Source organism: Streptomyces sp. NPDC004721, from assembly GCF_053601495.1.
The window spans coordinates 120,242-136,341 of record NZ_JBSGBZ010000023.1; the positions used below are offsets into that span (position 1 = coordinate 120,242).

Annotated in this window: 16 protein-coding genes and 1 riboswitch; of the genes, 6 read left to right on the forward strand and 10 right to left on the reverse strand. The window is 72.8% G+C overall.

Translation table 11 applies throughout. From position 1 onward, the window contains the following. Positions 1–37: 37 nt before the first annotated feature. Positions 38–111, reverse strand: a riboswitch (cobalamin riboswitch). Between the two features lie 334 nt (positions 112–445). Next, positions 446–1,081, reverse strand: a complete 636-nt coding sequence (locus ACWEK3_RS22265; protein ID WP_450541048.1) for a TetR family transcriptional regulator — start codon at positions 1,079–1,081, stop codon at positions 446–448. A gap of 218 nt (positions 1,082–1,299) precedes the next feature. Between ACWEK3_RS22265 and ACWEK3_RS22270 the strand changes: the two genes are divergently transcribed. Genes ACWEK3_RS22270 through ACWEK3_RS22280 form a run of 3 tightly spaced genes read left to right on the forward strand, consistent with a single transcriptional unit; the run spans position 1,300 to position 4,534 of the window. Next, positions 1,300–2,727: a glycosyltransferase family 4 protein gene (locus ACWEK3_RS22270; protein WP_453250413.1), complete on the forward strand. Its 1,428-nt coding sequence runs from the start codon at positions 1,300–1,302 to the stop codon at positions 2,725–2,727. After that, positions 2,721–3,464, forward strand: a complete 744-nt coding sequence (locus tag ACWEK3_RS22275; protein ID WP_365418077.1) for a class I SAM-dependent methyltransferase — start codon at positions 2,721–2,723, stop codon at positions 3,462–3,464. Before ACWEK3_RS22270 ends, ACWEK3_RS22275 begins: the two co-directional genes overlap by 7 nt. Further along, entirely contained in the window at positions 3,461–4,534 is a 1,074-nt protein-coding gene (locus ACWEK3_RS22280; protein WP_453250414.1) for a prenyltransferase, read from the forward strand. The genes ACWEK3_RS22275 and ACWEK3_RS22280 overlap by 4 nt, the downstream gene beginning before the upstream one ends. Positions 4,535–4,577: 43 nt before the next feature. Here the strand turns inward: ACWEK3_RS22280 and ACWEK3_RS22285 are convergent, their stop codons facing one another. Continuing rightward, positions 4,578–4,871: a hypothetical protein gene (locus tag ACWEK3_RS22285; RefSeq protein WP_361409023.1), complete on the reverse strand. Its 294-nt coding sequence runs from the start codon at positions 4,869–4,871 to the stop codon at positions 4,578–4,580. Between the two features lie 153 nt (positions 4,872–5,024). On the opposite strand from ACWEK3_RS22285, the gene ACWEK3_RS22290 reads away from it, so the two are divergent. After that, positions 5,025–5,591 (forward strand): hypothetical protein, encoded by a 567-nt coding sequence (locus ACWEK3_RS22290; protein ID WP_384424886.1) that lies wholly within the window; start codon positions 5,025–5,027, stop codon positions 5,589–5,591. A 116-nt stretch (positions 5,592–5,707) separates the two neighbouring features. On the opposite strand, the gene ACWEK3_RS22295 is transcribed toward ACWEK3_RS22290, so the two are convergent. From ACWEK3_RS22295 to ACWEK3_RS22310, 4 genes are all read right to left on the reverse strand, one after another. Beyond that, a complete protein-coding gene (locus ACWEK3_RS22295; protein ID WP_450541053.1) occupies positions 5,708–6,472 on the reverse strand; it encodes a hypothetical protein in 765 nt (254 codons plus the stop codon). Positions 6,473–6,626: 154 nt separating this feature from the next. Beyond that, positions 6,627–7,613: an N-acetylmuramoyl-L-alanine amidase gene (locus ACWEK3_RS22300; protein WP_453250415.1), complete on the reverse strand. Its 987-nt coding sequence runs from the start codon at positions 7,611–7,613 to the stop codon at positions 6,627–6,629. 10 nt (positions 7,614–7,623) lie between these two features. Next, entirely contained in the window at positions 7,624–8,286 is a 663-nt protein-coding gene (locus ACWEK3_RS22305) for a class I SAM-dependent methyltransferase (protein WP_383057542.1), read from the reverse strand. 109 nt (positions 8,287–8,395) lie between these two features. Continuing rightward, on the reverse strand, positions 8,396–10,135 hold the full coding sequence (locus ACWEK3_RS22310; RefSeq protein ID WP_450541058.1) for an MFS transporter: 1,740 nt from the start codon (positions 10,133–10,135) through the stop codon (positions 8,396–8,398). A gap of 429 nt (positions 10,136–10,564) precedes the next feature. Here ACWEK3_RS22310 and ACWEK3_RS22315 point away from each other — a divergent pair, with 429 nt between their 5' ends. Then, positions 10,565–11,299: a class I SAM-dependent methyltransferase gene (locus ACWEK3_RS22315; protein ID WP_450541060.1), complete on the forward strand. Its 735-nt coding sequence runs from the start codon at positions 10,565–10,567 to the stop codon at positions 11,297–11,299. 31 nt (positions 11,300–11,330) lie between these two features. Here the strand turns inward: ACWEK3_RS22315 and ACWEK3_RS22320 are convergent, their stop codons facing one another. Genes ACWEK3_RS22320 through ACWEK3_RS22335 form a run of 4 tightly spaced genes read right to left on the reverse strand, consistent with a single transcriptional unit; the run spans position 11,331 to position 14,933 of the window. Then, positions 11,331–11,963 carry a response regulator gene (locus ACWEK3_RS22320; RefSeq protein ID WP_450541117.1) on the reverse strand — a complete coding sequence of 211 codons (633 nt, stop codon included), beginning with the start codon at positions 11,961–11,963 and terminating at the stop codon, positions 11,331–11,333. 58 nt (positions 11,964–12,021) lie between these two features. Next, positions 12,022–13,203, reverse strand: coding sequence for a sensor histidine kinase (locus ACWEK3_RS22325; RefSeq protein ID WP_453250421.1), 1,182 nt, complete (start codon positions 13,201–13,203; stop codon positions 12,022–12,024). A 57-nt stretch (positions 13,204–13,260) separates the two neighbouring features. Next, positions 13,261–13,989: an ABC transporter permease gene (locus tag ACWEK3_RS22330; protein ID WP_450541062.1), complete on the reverse strand. Its 729-nt coding sequence runs from the start codon at positions 13,987–13,989 to the stop codon at positions 13,261–13,263. Continuing rightward, on the reverse strand, positions 13,989–14,933 hold the full coding sequence (locus tag ACWEK3_RS22335; RefSeq protein ID WP_453250416.1) for an ABC transporter ATP-binding protein: 945 nt from the start codon (positions 14,931–14,933) through the stop codon (positions 13,989–13,991). Before ACWEK3_RS22335 ends, ACWEK3_RS22330 begins: the two co-directional genes overlap by 1 nt. A 183-nt stretch (positions 14,934–15,116) precedes the next feature. Between ACWEK3_RS22335 and ACWEK3_RS22340 the strand changes: the two genes are divergently transcribed. Continuing rightward, entirely contained in the window at positions 15,117–16,037 is a 921-nt protein-coding gene (locus ACWEK3_RS22340; protein ID WP_453250417.1) for a MaoC/PaaZ C-terminal domain-containing protein, read from the forward strand. Positions 16,038–16,100 lie beyond the last annotated feature (63 nt).

A 16,100-nucleotide genomic window follows, 5' to 3' on the forward strand; every position in this document is an offset into this window, starting at 1 on the left:
ACCTGCCGATGCGCATGAGCCGGTCACGTTCCGTCCCGGGCATTCCGGCTCGCCGCCCTCGCGGGACGGCTCACGGCTGCGGGTCAGCGCCGGATTTCCACCGGCTTCCCCCCGAACGGGTGTGATGACGACCCGGTCACTCTACCGGCCTACCGGAAAGGACCCGAGGGGTGGCCGATGCCCGTCTCGTCCGGCGCGGGAGAAACCGAAAAAATCTTTGGATTGGGGGGTTCCATCCGGTTCAGACGGATTTATTCTGTTAGTGGCCTACGAGGCGAGTGAGGGAGTTCAACCGGAGTAGCCGACTTTGGCGAGACGCTACGGCATCCGCTGAGGCCGACGTCGACGGTCGGGCTGAGAGGCCGGAAGGTAGCAGTCGGACCCGAAGGCGACCCCCATTACCTGATCCGGGTAATACCGGCGAAGGGAACCCGTCTCGTAGGTCCTATTCGTGCGCCTCGGGGGGCGCCACGGGGGGCACGGTCAGGTCGATCAGCCGGCACGCCGTCCCTATGTCGGCCTTCGCCTGGGCGAGGGAGGCGCGGCCCGAGAGCCAGGTGATCAGGGCCGAGAGCCAGGTGTGCTCGATCACGCGGACCGCGGAGAGCTGCGCGGCGGTGGGCTCCTCCAGGCCCATGGCGTCCAGGATGATCGCGGTGGTCTGGCGGGAGACCTGGTCGACCTCCGGGCTCACGCTGCGGTCCGCGAAGGTGAGCGCACGGACCATCGCGTCCGCGAGGTGGGGGTCGCGCTGGAGGGCGCCGAAGGCGCGCATCAGGGTCTCCGCCACCCGCTCGGCGGCGCTCTCGCCGGCCGGCGGGTTCTTGCGCAGCGTGCCGTGCAGGCGCTCCAGCTGGTCCTGCATCGTGGCGACGAGCAGGTGGACCTTGGACGGGAAGTACCGGTAGAGCGTGCCAAGGGCCACCTGCGAGGACTCCGCGACCTCCCGCATCTGCACGGCGTCGAAGCCGCCCCGGGCGGCCAGTTGCGCGCTCGCGCGCAGGATGCGGCGGCGGCGGGCCTCCTGCCGCTCGGTGAGGGGCGGTGAGGCCGGCCGGGAGGTACTGGCTCGCGCAGGCATGGGTCCCGTTCCGTGACAGTCGGTGAGGCAGGGGCCGGCAGGGGGACCGGACCGCGGGCGGTGGCGCGGGCCGTGGTGCGAATCACCCGATCCGCTGCTCACAGCGTGGCTACCTGCCGGTAGATTCGGAGCCTCCTGAACGATCAAGTCTGAAACTTGTTCTAGATTAGCGTCCCGACGTAATCTCGCGGGACAGTGCAGTCAGAAGGGGGGCCGGAGTGACCGCTGAGCCCAGTCAGGCGGGGTCCCCGGCGGACCTGGCCGCGGACGGCGAGCGACCGCTCGGCATAGCGCTCCTCACCTACAAGGGGAACCCGTTCTGCGGGGGCCAGGGCGTCTACGTACGCCACCTCTCGCGCGAACTGGCCCGCCTCGGCCACCGGGTCGAGGCGATCGCCGCCCAGCCGTACCCCGTCCTCGACACCCTCGGCGACATCGCCCGCGACGGCCACGACGGCCGGCTGCGCCTGACCGAGCTGCCGAGCCTGGACCTCTACCGGCAGCCGGACCCCTTCCGCACCCCGAAGCGCGACGAGTACCGCGACTGGATCGACGCGCTGGAGGTCGCCACCATGTGGGTTGGCGGCTTCCCCGAGCCGCTGACCTTCTCGCTACGCGCCCGCCGCCATCTGCGCGCCCGACGCGGGGAGTTCGACATCGTCCACGACAACCAGACCCTGGGATACGGGCTGTTGGGGGACGTCGGCGCGCCGCTGGTCACCACCATCCACCACCCCATCACCGTGGACCGGAAGTTGGAGCTCGACGCCGCCGAGGGATGGCAGCGGCGCTGGTCCGTACGGCGCTGGTACGCCTTCACCCGCATGCAGAAGCGCGTCGCGCGCAGGCTGCCCTCCGTGCTCACCGTCTCCGGCACCTCCCGCCAGGAGATCGTCGACCACCTCGGCGTGCGCGAGGACCGCGTCCACGTCGTGCACATCGGCGCCGACACCGACCTGTTCTCACCCGACCCGGCCGTGCGGCAGGTGCCCGGCCGGATCGTGACCACCTCCAGCGCGGACGTGCCGCTCAAGGGGCTGGTGTTTCTCGTCGAGGCGCTGGCGAAGGTGCGCGCCGAGCACCCCGCCGCGCATCTCGTCGTCGTCGGCAAGCGGCCCGAGCAGGGCCCGGTCGCGCAGGCGGTCGAACGCTACGGCCTCGAAGGCGCCGTCGAGTTCGTGAAGGGGATCTCGGACGCCGAACTGGTCGGCCTGGTCCGCTCGGCCGAGGTCGCGTGCGTGCCGTCGCTGTACGAGGGCTTCTCCCTGCCGGCGGCCGAGGCCATGGCCACGGGCACTCCGCTGGTCGCCACGACCGGGGGCGCCGTCCCCGAGGTCGCCGGACGCGACGGCGAGACGTGCCTGGCCGTGCCGCCGGGCGACGCCGGGGCGCTGGCCGTGGCGCTCGGCCGGCTGCTGGGGGACCCGGAGCTGCGCCTCCGGCTGGGCCGGGCCGGGCGTGAGCGGGTCCTGCGGCACTTCACCTGGGCCCGCGCCGCCGAGGGGACCGTGGCCCGGTACCGCGAGGCCCTCGCCCGTTCCCGCGCGGGCGCCCCCGTCGCGGCCGCCACGGGCGCCGGCCCCGCGCGGACCCGCACCACCACGACCGACGCCGACCTCAACCGAGAAAGCAGGGCCACGTGCTGACCGTCGACTTCTCCCGGTTCCCGCTCGCCCCGGGCGACCGCGTGCTGGACCTCGGATGCGGTGCCGGCCGGCACGCGTTCGAGTGCTACCGGCGCGGGGCCCGGGTCGTGGCGCTGGACCGCAACGGCGAGGAGATCCGCGAGGTCGCCAAGTGGTTCGCGGCGATGAAGGAGGCCGGGGAAGCGCCGGAAGGGGCGACCGCGACCGCCATGGAGGGCGACGCGCTGGCGCTGCCCTTCCCCGACGATTCCTTCGACGTCGTCATCATCTCCGAGGTGATGGAGCACATCCCCGACGACAAGGGCGTCCTCGCCGAGATGGTCAGGGTGCTCCGGCCGGGCGGGCGGATCGCCGTCACCGTGCCGCGCTACGGCCCCGAGAAGGTCTGCTGGGCCCTGTCCGACGCCTACCACGAGGTGGAGGGCGGCCACATCCGCATCTACAAGGCCGACGAACTCCTCGGCAGAATGCGCGAGGCGGGCCTGAAGCCCTACGGCACCCACCACGCGCACGCGCTGCACTCGCCGTACTGGTGGCTGAAGTGCGCGTTCGGCGTCGACAACGACCAGGTGCTGCCGGTGCGGGCGTACCACAAGCTGCTGGTCTGGGACATCATGAAGAAGCCGCTGGCCACCCGGGTGGCCGAGCAGGCGCTGAACCCGCTGATCGGCAAGAGCTTCGTGGCGTACGCGACGAAGCCGCGGCTGCCCGACACGGCCGGGGGCGCCGAGGCGTGACGACTCCCCGGACAGAACACCTCGTCCTGCCCGGGGTCCTCACCGCCGGGCAGGCCGCCGCGACCGTACGCGGCATACTCGCCGGCCAGCGGGAGGACGGGGCGATCCCGTGGTTCCGCGGGCACCACCTCGACCCGTGGGACCACGTCGAGGCGGCGATGGCGCTGGACGCGGCCGGCGAGCACGAGGCCGCCGAGCGTGCCTACGCGTGGCTGGCCCGCCACCAGCTCCAGGACGGCTCCTGGTACGCGGCCTACGCCGACGGGGCGCACGACGACGTCACCGACCACCGCCGGGAGACCAACTTCGTCGCCTACACGGCCGTTGGGGTCTGGCACCACTACCTCTCGACGGGCGACGACACCTTCCTGGACCGCATGTGGCCCGTCGTGTACGCGGCGATCGAGTTCGTGCTGCGGCTCCAGCAGCCCGGCGGGCAGATCGGCTGGAAGCGGGAGGACGACGGTACGGACACCGCGGACGCGCTGCTGACCGGGTGCTCCTCGGTCCATCATGCGCTGTGCTGTGCGCTGGCCATCGCGGAGCAGCGTGAAGAGCCGCAGCCGGACTGGGAGTTGGCGGTCGGTGCGCTCCGGCACGCGATCCGCGCGCACCCGGAGCGGTTCCTGGACAAGGACCGCTACTCCATGGACTGGTACTACCCGGTGCTGGGCGGCGCGCTGACCGGCGCGGAGGCGAAGGCGCGCATAGCGGAGGGCTGGGACCGCTTCGTGGTGCCAGGACTCGGGGTGCGCTGCGTCGTCCCCAACCCGTGGGTGACGGGCGGGGAGTCGGCCGAACTCGCCCTGACCCTGTGGGCGGTGGGTGAGTCCGACCACGCCCTGGCCGTGCTCCAGTCCATCCAGCACCTGCGCGACCCGGACACCGGCCTGTACTGGACGGGCTACGTCTTCGAGGACGACGCCGTGTGGCCCCGCGAACTGACCACGTGGACCGCCGGCTCCCTGCTGCTCGCGGTGGCCGCGCTCGGCGGCCACGAGGCCACCTGCACGGTCTTCGCGGCGGGCGACCGCCTCCCGCGGGGCCTCGAGACGGACTGCTGCGGCTGACGCCGTTCGTCGGTCCGGACCGGGCCGGACCGGCCCGCCGCCGTCAGTGCCGGTGCATCCGGTTGGCGACGGCGTGGCCGACGAAGAGGTACACCACGGCGGCCAGACCGTAGCCGGCGATCACGCGGGCCCAGGGCCTGTCGAAGGTGAAGAGGTCCCGGGACCAGCCGGCCAGCCAGTCGGCCGCGCCGTGGACGAACCGGACCAGCTCGTTGGCCCGGTTGGCGTCCAGCAGGTACATCAGAATCCACAGTCCGAGGATGACGGCCATGACGTCCGCGACCACCGCGATGACCGTACCGGCGGAGTTGGAACCTGTGCGATATCGAGGGGACATGCCCTTTCGTCTGCCCCGGAATCCCGCCGGAAACCCGGCCCGCGCACGGGGAGTGACCCGGAGGGTACCTCCAGTGCACTGTTTCGGCACGGCCACCCGGGATCACACGGACCTCCTGAACAACACCCGGAGCAACATGTTCGGGAGGACATCGTGCCCGTACCGATACGGCGCCTCGCCCTGGCGCTGACGCTCTGCTGCGCCCTGCTCGCCGGTTCGACCGGGTGGGCCGTGGGCGCCCAGAGCACTCCGCAACGCAGTCCGACGGTCGCCGTGGCGGCGGCCAAGCCCAGCCCCACCACGCCCGCGGAGAGGCAGCACTTCGCCAAGACCCGGTTCGTGGCGAACGCGGCGCTCGCGGCCGGGGCCACCTACGAGTGGATCGTGAAACCGTACAAGCAGGGCAAGTTCAAGAAGGGCGCTCCCCACCGCAGGCGCACCCTCATCAAGGCCGCCCTCGCCGGTGCCTTCACGTACAACCGGCTCAAGGCCGCCGTGCGCAACGCCCACGGCGACCCCCTGCTGTCGAAGGCACTCGCCCCGCTCAACAAGGCCATCAACGACCTGAAGGCCCTGCCCTCCAAGCTGCGCCACGGCGACACCTCGGCCGTCCGTGACTACAACAACGTCATCAACAAGGTGAAGGGCGCCGGGAGCAGCGCGGGCGCCCCGGTCCACAACAAGGTGCCGACCCACTCGCAGCTCATCCACGGCTCCTAGGAGCCGTTCCGGGCTGTTCACCGACGGCCTGCCGGGTCCAGGCCTCGCGTGCGGCACGGCAACGGCCCCCCGCCCTGTGAGGGCGAGGGGCCGCGGCGCGGGTCCGGCGGGCCGGATCAGCCGCGCTGGATGTTGGACGCGTCCTGGAGGACACCCCGGCGGCCGTCCTGCATCTCGGTCAGCAGGCCTTGACCGCGCTGCTCCACGGCCAGGTACCACACGCCCGGCGCCAGTTCGGCGATCGGCGCGGGGGAGCCGTCCTCCGCGAACAGCGGACGCGGCGCCGGCACGGCGAACCAGAACGGCGAGAAGGCGGCCGCGGGCTGCTGCCCCTGCGGGACCTGCTGCGGCTGGCCACCGCCGAACGACGGCTGGTTCTGCTGCGGCTGCCCGCCGAAGGGCTGCTGAGCGCCCGGGTAGCCGTACCCGCCCTGCGGCTGTCCGCCGTAGGGCTGCGGCGCGGTCGGCCTGGGCGCGGGCATCAGGGCGGCCTGGAGGGCCGGGACCAGCGGGGTGGCGACGGCGCCGGCGGCCAGGACGAGGGCCGCGATGAAGCCCAGGATCAGGCCGGAGCCCGCGCCGACCTGGGGAGCGTCCACCAGGTTCCAGAACATGATCCACGCGACCAGGACCGTGAACGCCACTCCCACCGCGCCCAGGTCCAGGCCCGCCACCTTGCGGGGCTGCGGCAGACACCGGTTGACGACGATCAACGCGGCGCCGATCACTCCGCCCATGTAGACGCCGAGCCCCAGCCCGAGCGCGTCCCAGGCGTTGCTGGTCAGGTAGCTCGAGTAGGTGTGGAGGAACGACGCGATGAACAGCAACACCGCTGCTCCGATCACCACGCCGTCGCCCCGAGTGAGGGAGCGGATATTCACGTCAGGTCCTTCTGGTTCGTCGTCTCGTCGGTGGAGGCGTCGCTGTCACCATCTCGCCGTCAGGCCGCGGTGCGAAGCGCGGGGGTGGCGCCTCATCGTACGGATGACACTATCGTCCGTACGGCCGCGATGTCCGCCGGGATGAGTGCCCTGATCATGACCCGCGCAGGAAACTCACGATTCCCTCAGAGATCCCCTCTGCCGCCTTCTGCCGCCAGTTGCCGCTGGTGAGCGATGCCGCGTCCTTGCTATCGCGCATGTTGCCGCACTCGATGAACACCTTGGGAACCGTTGACAGATTGAGACCGCCCAAATCCTTCCGCGTGACGAGGCCGGTGCCGCCGCCGATGTAGTTGGACGGCGCCTCGCCCGTGACCCGCACGAAGTTGCCCGCGATGCGCTCGCCCAGATCGCGGGAGGAGGAGACGATCGGTCGGGTGTCGGCGGAGCCGGCGTGCACGGCCCCCGGGAGGATGACGTGGAAGCCGCGGTCGCCGGACGCCGCTCCGTCGGCGTGGATCGACACGGAGGCGTCCGCGTGCGCGTTGTTGCCGATCCGGGCGCGCTCGTCGACGCACGGGCCCCAGGCCGGAGAGTCGCCGTCGTGGGTCAGCTTCACCGTCGCGCCCTGCGCCTCGAGCAGCGCGCGCAGCCGGTGGGCCACGTCCATCGTGAACCGGGCCTCGGTGTAACCGGCGTTGGTGGACGTGCCGGTGGTGTCGCACTCCTTGCGGTTGGTGCCGATGTCCACCGTGCGGTTGATCTCCGCCGTGTGCCGGAAGTTGCCCTGGTTGTGGCCCGGGTCGATGACGACGACCTTGCCCTTGAGCGGGCCGGAGGCGGCGGGGGACCGGTCGGCCTCCTTGCCGTTCCGACCGGGGGAGGAGGGCGGCACCGGCTTCTCGGACGCCTTGGCCCCCTCGGACGCCTCGGGCGCCTCGGACGCCGAGGGGGAGCCGGTCGCCGAGGGCGGGGCCGCCGTGTCCGAGCCGCCGCCCGGGTCGCCCACCGCCTCGTACACCAGCCAGCCCAGCAGCGCGCCGGGCACCAGTGCCGCGAGGGAGACGGTCAGCAGCCCCCGGCGGAGGCGGCCGGGGCGCTCGGGCTGCGGGACATCGAAGTCGGGGCCTGTGTACGACACGTCTGCGACTCTAACGGCGGGTGCGGGTGCCTGCTTCGGTTCGCCGCAGTACGCGCAGCGATCCGGCCGCCGACTCCTCGGTGAAGGCGCCCGACTCCAGGGCCCGCAGGTAGACGCGGTACGGGGCCTGCCCGGTGAACTCGTCCACCGGGTCCGGGAACACGTCGTGGATGACCAGAAGCCCGCCCTCGGCCAGGTGCGGCGCCCACCCCTCGTAGTCGGCGCCGGCGTGCTCGTCGGTGTGACCGCCGTCCACGAAGACCAGGCCGAGCGGGGTGTTCCACAGGGCGGCGATCTGCGGCGAGCGGCCGACGAGCGCCACCACGTGCTCCTCGAGACCCGCCCGGTGCAGGGTCCTGCGGAACGTGGGGAGCGTGTCCATCAGCCCGATCTCGGGGTCGACCGTCTCCGGGTCGTGGTACTCCCAGCCGGGCTGCTGCTCCTCGCTGCCGCGGTGGTGGTCCACGGTGAGCGCGGTGACCCCGGCCCGCCGGGCCGCGTCGGCGAGCAGGATCGTCGAGCGCCCGCAGTACGTGCCGACCTCCAGCAGCGGCAGCCCGAGCCGCCCGGCCGCCACGGCCGCCGCGTACAGCGCGAGCCCCTCGTCGGTGGGCATGAACCCCTTCGCGGCCTCGAACGCGGCGAGGACTTTCGGCTCGGGTGCCGCGGGCATGGGGGTCCTTCCGGTCGGTGGTGCATCCGTTCCGGCGCCATGCTGCCGCACCCCCTGCCGCGCGGGCGACAGGGGGTGCGGTGGCATATCTCTCAGGCGTACGACTGCCTCAGGCGGTGACCGACTCGCCCGGCAGGGACAGGTCCAGGTCGACCGGGTGGTCCTCGCCGGGGTGGGTCGCCGCGCTGGCGTGCGGGCCGTGCCCGGCGGCGCGGGCGGCCAGGACGTACGGGCCCTGGGCCGGGACCGCGAGGGCGTAGCTGCCGTCCTCGGCGGAGAGCGTGGCGCCCGCCTGGCGGCCGCGGCGGTCGATCAGCGTGACCTTGGCGCGGGCGACCGGGGTGCCGCCGGCGTCCAGGACCCGGCCGCGGAAGCCGCGCAGGACCGCCTCGGCCCGCGCCAGGTTGGCGTCCTCCTCGCTGCTCGCGCGCAGCCGCGGGCCCGTCGAGAGGTTCGGCCGGGGCAGGCACAGGGCCAGCGCCAGGCCCACCACGACGGCGGCCGTGGCGATCAGGAAGGAGACGCGGAAGCCGTGCATGGTGGGGATCGCGAGGCCGCCGGTGTGGTGCGCGGTGTTGGCCAGCACCATGCCGATCACGGCGCTGGACACCGAGGTGCCGATGGACCGCATCAGGGTATTGAGGCCGTTGGCCGCGCCCGTCTCGGAGGCCGGGACCGCGCCGACGATCAGCGCGGGCAGCGAGGAGTACGCCAGTCCGATGCCGGCGCCCAGGACCACCGAGATGACGACGGTCTGCCAGGCCGCGTTCATCAGGCCGAGGCCGGCGGCGTACCCGACCGCGATGACCATCAGGCCGATGATCAGGGTGACCTTCGGGCCGTAGCGGGCGGACAGGCGGGCGTAGACGGGCGCGGTGAACATCATGGTCAGGCCCAGCGGGGCCACGCACAGACCGGCGACGACCATCGACCGACCGAGCCCGTAGCCGGTGACGGAGGGCAGCTGGAGCAGCTGGGGCAGGACGAGGGAGACGACGTAGAAGCTGACGCCGACCATGATCGAGGCGAGGTTGGTCAGCAGCACCTCGCGGCGGGCGGTGGTGCGCAGGTCGACCAGCGGGGCCGCGACGCGCAGCTCCATCAGGCCCCACAGGAGCAGGACGACGACGGCCGCGGCGAACAGGCCGAGCGTGGTGGGCGACGACCAGCCCCAGTCGCTGCCCTTGGTGACGGGCAGCAGGAGCAGGACCAGACCGACGGACAGGCCCAGCGCGCCCGGCAGGTCGAAGGAGCCCTCGGCGCGTGCCGGGGACTCCGGTACGACGAGGAGGGTGAGGCCGATGGAGAGGACGCCGAGGCCGGCGGCGCCGTAGAAGAGGGTGTGCCAGTCGGTGTGCTGGGCGACCATGGCCGCGGCGGGCAGGGCGAGACCGCCGCCGACGCCGATCGAGGAACTCATCAGCGCCATGGCGGAGCCGAGCCTCTCGCGCGGCAGCATGTCCCGCATCAGGCCGATGCCGAGCGGGATCGCGCCCATCGCGAAGCCCTGGAGCGTGCGGCCCGTGATCATGGGCAGCAGGGCGGAGGTGAACGCGCTGACCAGCGCGCCGACCACCATCACGGCGAGGCTGGCGATCAGCATGCGGCGCTTGCCGTACAGGTCGCCGAGGCGGCCCATGATCGGCGTGGCCACCGCGCCGGACAGGAGGGTGGAGGTCAGGACCCAGGTGGCGTCGCTGGGCGAGGTGTCCAGCAGCTGCGGCAGGTCCTTGATGACCGGGACGAGCAGGGTCTGCATCACCGCGACGACGATCCCCGCGAAGGCGAGCACCGGGACGACGGCCCCGCTCGCTCTCCGTTCGGGCCGTCCGGTCGTCGTGAGCGTCATCGAGTGGGGCCTCCGGGCCGTGAGGGTGGAGCGTGCGGTCATCCGTGCGGAACGAGCGCTGGGTCAACCCCGTAGGCCGAGGCAACTATTCCGATGCTTTGGCGTACTAACGATTTCTTGACCGTTCTGTGAGGAACTGAACGCCTGTCAGGCGGCCTGCGGGCCGGGGGAATGCAGGAAAAAACCCTGCCGGCCCGGCCGTGGAAGCCCTTCTCCGGCTCCTGGGCGCGGGTGCGGGCGGAGTTTCGCACCGGGCCGGGGGTGGAGGTCCTTCCGGCGCCCGCCGCGGCCCGGCACCCGCCCGGACAGCGATCCCGCAGCAGCCCGAGCACACCCGCTGACCTGGGCTTTCGAGGTGCCCGACCCTAGAATTGGCCCACTTGGGCCCACTTGGGCCATTCGAGCACGTCGAATACGGAAGGGGGCCGTATGGAGCGGGACATGCGCACGGTCGAGGATGTGCTGGTGCTGCTGGACGGGCTGTTCGCGCCGGACGCCGACCGGTGGACCGGTGGCGCGGCCGGGTGGTGGGACGGGTTCTACGCGGACCGGACCCGTCCGGTGCCGTTCTTCGCGGACAAGCCGGACGAGAGCCTCGTCGAGTGGCTGGAGCGGGGGCTGATCGGCGGCCGCCGGGCACTGGACCTCGGGTGCGGGCCGGGGCGCAACGCCCTGTACCTCGCCGAGCGCGGCTTCGAGGTGGACGCGGTCGACCTGTCGCCGCAGGCCATCGCCTGGGCCCGGGAGCGGGCCCGGGAGACGGGAGCCGAGGTGCGGTTCCTGTGCCAGGACGCCTTCGGTTCCGCCGGCTCGCCCCTCACCGGCCCGTACGACCTGGTGTACGACTCCGGCTGCTTCCACCATCTGCCGCCGCACCGCCGGATCAGCCACCTGGCCCTGCTCGACCGGGTCCTGGCCCCCGGCGGCCACCTGGCCCTGACCTGTTTCGCGGCCGGAGCCATGGGCTGCGAGCTGTCCGACGCGGAGCTGTACCGCACCTCCCGACTGCACGGCGGGCTTGCCTACACGCCCGAGTCGCTGCGGCGGATCTTCGCGGACCTGACCGAGGTGGAACTGCGCCGGATGCGGGACGAGCCGGAGGGATCGCCGTACTTCGGGGAGGCGTTCCTGTGGGCGGGGCTGTTCCGGCGGGAGCCGGGGTAGCGAAGGCCCGGGGCGCGTCCGGGCGGCGGGGTCACAGCCAGCCCTGGCGGCGGGCCTCCCGTACGGCCTCCGTGCGGTTGCGGGTGCCGGTCTTGCCGATCGCGGCGGACAGGTAGTTGCGGACGGTGGATTCCGACAGGTGCAGCTTCGCGGCGACGTCGGCGACCGTCGCCCCGTCGGCGGAGGCCCTCAGCGCATCGCACTCGCGGGCGGTGAGCGGACTGGGGCCCGCGCTGAGGGCGGCTGCGGCGAGCACCGGGTCGACCACCGTCTCCCCGGCCAGCACCCGGCGGATCGCGGCCGCCAGTTCCTCCACCGGCCCGTCCTTGACCAGGAAGCCCCCGGCCCCGGCCTCCATGGCCCGGCGCAGATAACCGGGCCGGCCGAAGGTGGTCAGGATCAGCACCCGGCAGCCGGGAGCCTGCTCGCGCAGTTCGGCGGCGGCGTCCAGACCGCTCATCCCGGGCAGTTCGATGTCCAGCAGCGCCACGTCGGGGCGGTGGGTCAGCGCGGCGTCCACGATGGCGTCGCCCGCCGAGACCTGGGCGACGACCTCCATGTCGTCCTCCATGCCGAGCAGCAGGGCGAGCGCGCCCCGCATCATCTGCTGGTCCTCCGCGAGAAGGAGGCGGATGGACTGGGCGGGCCGGCGGTCCCCGGGCATCTCGTTCACGGGCCAAGGGTATTGACTCGGCGCGCCGCGGCGCGGGTGCGCGGAGGGGTCACCTCGACGACGAGCCGAGCCGGACGCCGTCCTCCACCGGCTCCCCGCCGTCCACGGGCACTTCGGCGGTCACCGTGAAACCGCCGCGGGGCGAGGGGCCGGCCCGCAGCGAGCCGCCCGCCGTCGCGAGGCGTTCGGTCAGTCCCTTCAGACCGGTGCCGCCCACCCCGGCCGGGTCCGCGTCCCCGGCCGGCCCGGCGGACGCGTCGTACCCGTTGTCGACGACCGTCAGACGTGCCCGCTCGGCCGTGCCGGTGACGCTGATCTCGCAACGGCTCGCGCCGCTGTGCCGTACGGCGTTGGTGACCGCCTCGCGCACCACCCAGCCCAGCAGTGCCTCGGCGCCCGGTGTCAGCGGAGGGCCCGACCGGCGCACCACGGGCTCGATGCCGGCGGCGCTCAGCGCCGAGCGGGCCCGGTCCAGTTCCGTGCCGAGGCCGCCCTCGCGGTAGCCGGTGACCGCCTCGCGGATCTCGGTGAGCGCCTGCCGCCCGACGGACTCGATGTCGGTGATCTGGGTCAGCGCCGCCCCCATGTCGCGGGGCGCCAGCCGCCGGGCCGCCTCCGACTTCACCACGATCACCGACAGCGTGTGGCCGAGCAGGTCGTGCAGGTCCCGGGAGAAGCGCAGCCGCTCCTCCTCCACCGCGCGGCGGGCCAGCTCCTCCCGGGCGGCGCGCAGTTCCCGCACGGCGTCGGACAGGCTGAGGATCACGGCCGTCACCACCGTCGACAGGAACGTGCCGTAACCGATGTTGATCCCGTTCCAGCCCTCGCGCAGCCCGGCGACGACCCCCGCGAACAGGCCAAGACCCACACCGATCCGGCCGAGCAGCGGCCCGCGCAGGGCCGCGCCCGTCGCCAGGCCGAACAGCGGCAGGAACAGCAGCCAGGTGCCGCCGTACCCGATGGCCAGAGCGGACGTCACCAGGAACAGCAGCAGCAGCGCGAGGCGGGTGGAGCGAGCCGTACGCGTTCGCTTGTGGAAGGCACGGAACACCACATAGATGTAGAGCGAGTTGAAGGCCAGCAGGCCCAGGCCGCCGATCCACGGGTTCGGGGCCTTGCCCTGGAACAGGTTGGAGAAGGCGCCCATCCCCATCAGCAGCCAGGGCAGCAGGGAGAAGCCGGTGGGCGGCGGCCCCGGGTGCTCGGACTCCTGCCCGACCCCGTGCCCCATCCCGTCTTCCACGCGGCAGGAGACCCTGCGTGACCAGTTCATGTTCGCGCTCCCCGATCAGACCTTGCCGGCATGACGGCGGTAGGACAGCACAGCGTACGAACCGAACAGCGACAGCCAGCCCGCCAGTACGAGGATGGCACCCGCCGCCGGGGCGTGGCCCTCCGCGACCGACACTCCGAGTTCGGCGATTCCGTGCGTGGGCGTGTACCCGGACAGGGCGCGCAGCCAGTGCGGGAACAGCTCGACGGGGAACCACAGGCCGCCGAGCACCGCGAGCCCCAGGTTGCACACCATGTTGACGACGCCCGTGGTCTGCGCGGTCAGCCCGTAGCCGTTGCCCAGGCCGAGCAGTGTGAACGGGACCGAGCCCAGCCACAGCAGCAGCGCCGCCGACGCCCACTGCCACGCCGTCAGCCGTACGCCGTTGAGCAGGCCGCCCGCCAGCAGCACCGCGCAGATCGCGGGCAGCACGGTCACCGAGGCGGTCAGCGCCCGCCCGGCGACGACCTGGCGCGGGGTCATCGGGGTCACCCTGAGCTGCCGCAGCCAGCCGACCGTACGGTCCTCGGCGACACCGCCGCCGGTGTTGAGGGCCGAGCCGACCGCGCCGTAGGCGGCCATGCCCACCATGGAGGCGGTCCGCCAGCCGCGGTCGGCGCCGTCGCCGAGGTTGGTGAACAGCAGGTACATCATCACCGGCATCGCGATCCCGCCGATCACGAAGCCCGTGTCGCGCAGGGTGCGGCGCACCTCCAGCCGCAGGTAGTCCAGTACGTCGCGCATCACGCCGCCTCCCCTTCGAATTCGAATCCCGTGGCTGCCCGTGCGCCCGTCAGGGCCAGGAAGGCGTCGTCCAGCGAGGCCGGTGCGACCTCCAGCCCTCGAACGGCACCCAGCCCGGCCAGGGCCATCACGGTCGCGTCCGGGTCGTCGCTGCGCAGCCGCGCCCGGTCCCCGCGCACCTCCAGCGACCGCACGCCGGGCAGGAGTTCCAGGCCCTCGATGCCCCGCCCGGCCAGGTCGAAGGCGACCAGGCCGCCGCCCGCCGCCCGCCGCAGCTCCTCGCCGGTGCCGTCGGCGACGAGCCGGCCGTGGTCCAGGACGAGGATCCGGTCGGCGTGCGCGTCGGCCTCCTCCAGGTAGTGCGTGGAGAACAGCACGGTGCGACCGCCGCGCGCGTAGGCCGCCATCGCGTCCCAGAAGGCGTGGCGCGCCTCCACGTCCAGGGCCGCCGTCGGCTCGTCCAGCACCAGCAGCGCGGGGTTGCCGGCCACCGCGACCGCGAACCGCACCCGCTGTGCCTGGCCACCGGAGAGCCGGTCCACCCGCCGTCCGGCCAGGTGGGCGATCCCGGCCAGCTCCAGGGCGCGGGCGACGGGCAGCGGCGCCGGGTAGCGGCCGGCCACGAAGGCCACCAGCTCGCGGACGGTGACCCGGGGCACCGCACGCGCCTCCTGGAGCATGGCGCCGACCAGACCGGCGCGCACCGCCCGCTCGGGCGGCCCGCCGAACAGCTCGACCGTGCCCGCGTCGGGCGGGAGCAGGCCGAGCAGCAGCGAGATCGCCGTCGACTTGCCGGCGCCGTTGAGGCCGAGCAGGGCCACCGTCTCGCCGCGCTCGATGGTCAGGCCGACGCCGTCGACGGCGCGCACGGCGCCGAAGGCCTTGACCGCCCGTGTGAAGGACACGGCACGCCCCGCCCATGTCATGTCTGCGACGTGTGTCATGCCTACGACGTTACGAACTCCCGTGCCGCGCCCGGCAGATGCGCTTGTACGGAATCCGGCAGGACAAATGTCATGGCCGGCCGATCCGCTTCGTATCGATCTGACGGTGTGTCAGGCACCTTCACAGTCGAACAGCGCTGGGCTATACAGGAGAGCGCCAGGAGACTCTGATTCCGGAGACCCATGCCCATCGACGCAGCCCAGGCCCTCGCGGCCGAACCCCGAACCGCTGAGATCTCCTGGAGCCCCAGGGACGTCCTGCTCTACCACCTCGGTATCGGGGCGGGCCTGCCCGCCACCGACCCCGGCGAGCTGCGCTACACCCTGGAGACGCGGCTGCACGTCCTGCCGAGCTTCGCCACCGTCGCCGGCGGCGGCTCGCCCGGCGTGATCAGCGGTCTGTCCATGCCCGGCGTCGACGTCGATCTCGCCCGCGTCCTGCACGGCGGCCAGTCGCTGACCGTGCACCGCCCTCTCCCCGTGGCGGGCACCGCCATCGCCACCAGCCGCATCGCCGCCGTGTACGACAAGGGCGCGGCGGCCGTCCTGGTCATGCGCACCGAGGTCGCCGACGGCGACGGCCCGCTGTGGACCGATGACGCGGAGATCTTCGTCCGGGGCGAGGGCGGCTGGGGCGGCGACCGCGGTCCCTCCGCCCGCCCCGCCGCGCCGGCCGGCGAGCCGGACCGCACCGTCGAGCGGACGGTCCGCGAGGACCAGGCCCTGCTCCACCGTCTGAGCGGCGACTACAACCCGCTGCACGCCGACCCGGAGTTCGCCGCGCGCGCCGGCTTCGACCGGCCCATCCTGCACGGGCTCTGCACCTACGGCATGACCCTCAAGGCGGTCGTCGACACACTGCTCGACGGGGACGTGACCCGCGTACGGTCCTGCACCACGCGCTTCGCCGGGGTGGTGTACCCGGGCGAGACCCTGCGCATCCGCATGTGGCGGCGGGAGGGCGGGGTCCAGGTGACGGTGGGCGCCGTCGAACGGGAGGACGCGCCGGTGCTGACCGGCACGATCGTCGAGCACGGCTGGTCCGAAAATAGAAGCAGTCAGGGTGGCGTCCTCAGGCTCCGATGGGTTCGAAGCGGACGGTGAGTCCGAGGGCGTTGGCCTGGCGGGTGATGCGTCGTAGGGCGCGTTCGGGGTCGTGCTTGGTGT

What these genes read in the sequence shown, in the direction of transcription:
- ACWEK3_RS22265 (WP_450541048.1), bottom strand. Translation starts at nt 1,081, where the DNA reads ATGCCTGCGCGAGCCAGTACCTCCCGGCCGGCCTCACCGCCCCTCACC.
- ACWEK3_RS22285 (WP_361409023.1), bottom strand. Translation starts at nt 4,871, where the DNA reads ATGTCCCCTCGATATCGCACAGGTTCCAACTCCGCCGGTACGGTCATC.
- ACWEK3_RS22305 (WP_383057542.1), bottom strand. Translation starts at nt 8,286, where the DNA reads ATGCCCGCGGCACCCGAGCCGAAAGTCCTCGCCGCGTTCGAGGCCGCG.
- ACWEK3_RS22310 (WP_450541058.1), bottom strand. Translation starts at nt 10,135, where the DNA reads ATGACGCTCACGACGACCGGACGGCCCGAACGGAGAGCGAGCGGGGCC.
- ACWEK3_RS22315 (WP_450541060.1), top strand. Translation starts at nt 10,565, where the DNA reads ATGGAGCGGGACATGCGCACGGTCGAGGATGTGCTGGTGCTGCTGGAC.
- ACWEK3_RS22320 (WP_450541117.1), bottom strand. Translation starts at nt 11,963, where the DNA reads ATGCCCGGGGACCGCCGGCCCGCCCAGTCCATCCGCCTCCTTCTCGCG.
- ACWEK3_RS22325 (WP_453250421.1), bottom strand. Translation starts at nt 13,203, where the DNA reads ATGGGGCACGGGGTCGGGCAGGAGTCCGAGCACCCGGGGCCGCCGCCC.
- ACWEK3_RS22330 (WP_450541062.1), bottom strand. Translation starts at nt 13,989, where the DNA reads ATGCGCGACGTACTGGACTACCTGCGGCTGGAGGTGCGCCGCACCCTG.
- ACWEK3_RS22335 (WP_453250416.1), bottom strand. Translation starts at nt 14,933, where the DNA reads ATGACACACGTCGCAGACATGACATGGGCGGGGCGTGCCGTGTCCTTC.
- ACWEK3_RS22340 (WP_453250417.1), top strand. Translation starts at nt 15,117, where the DNA reads ATGCCCATCGACGCAGCCCAGGCCCTCGCGGCCGAACCCCGAACCGCT.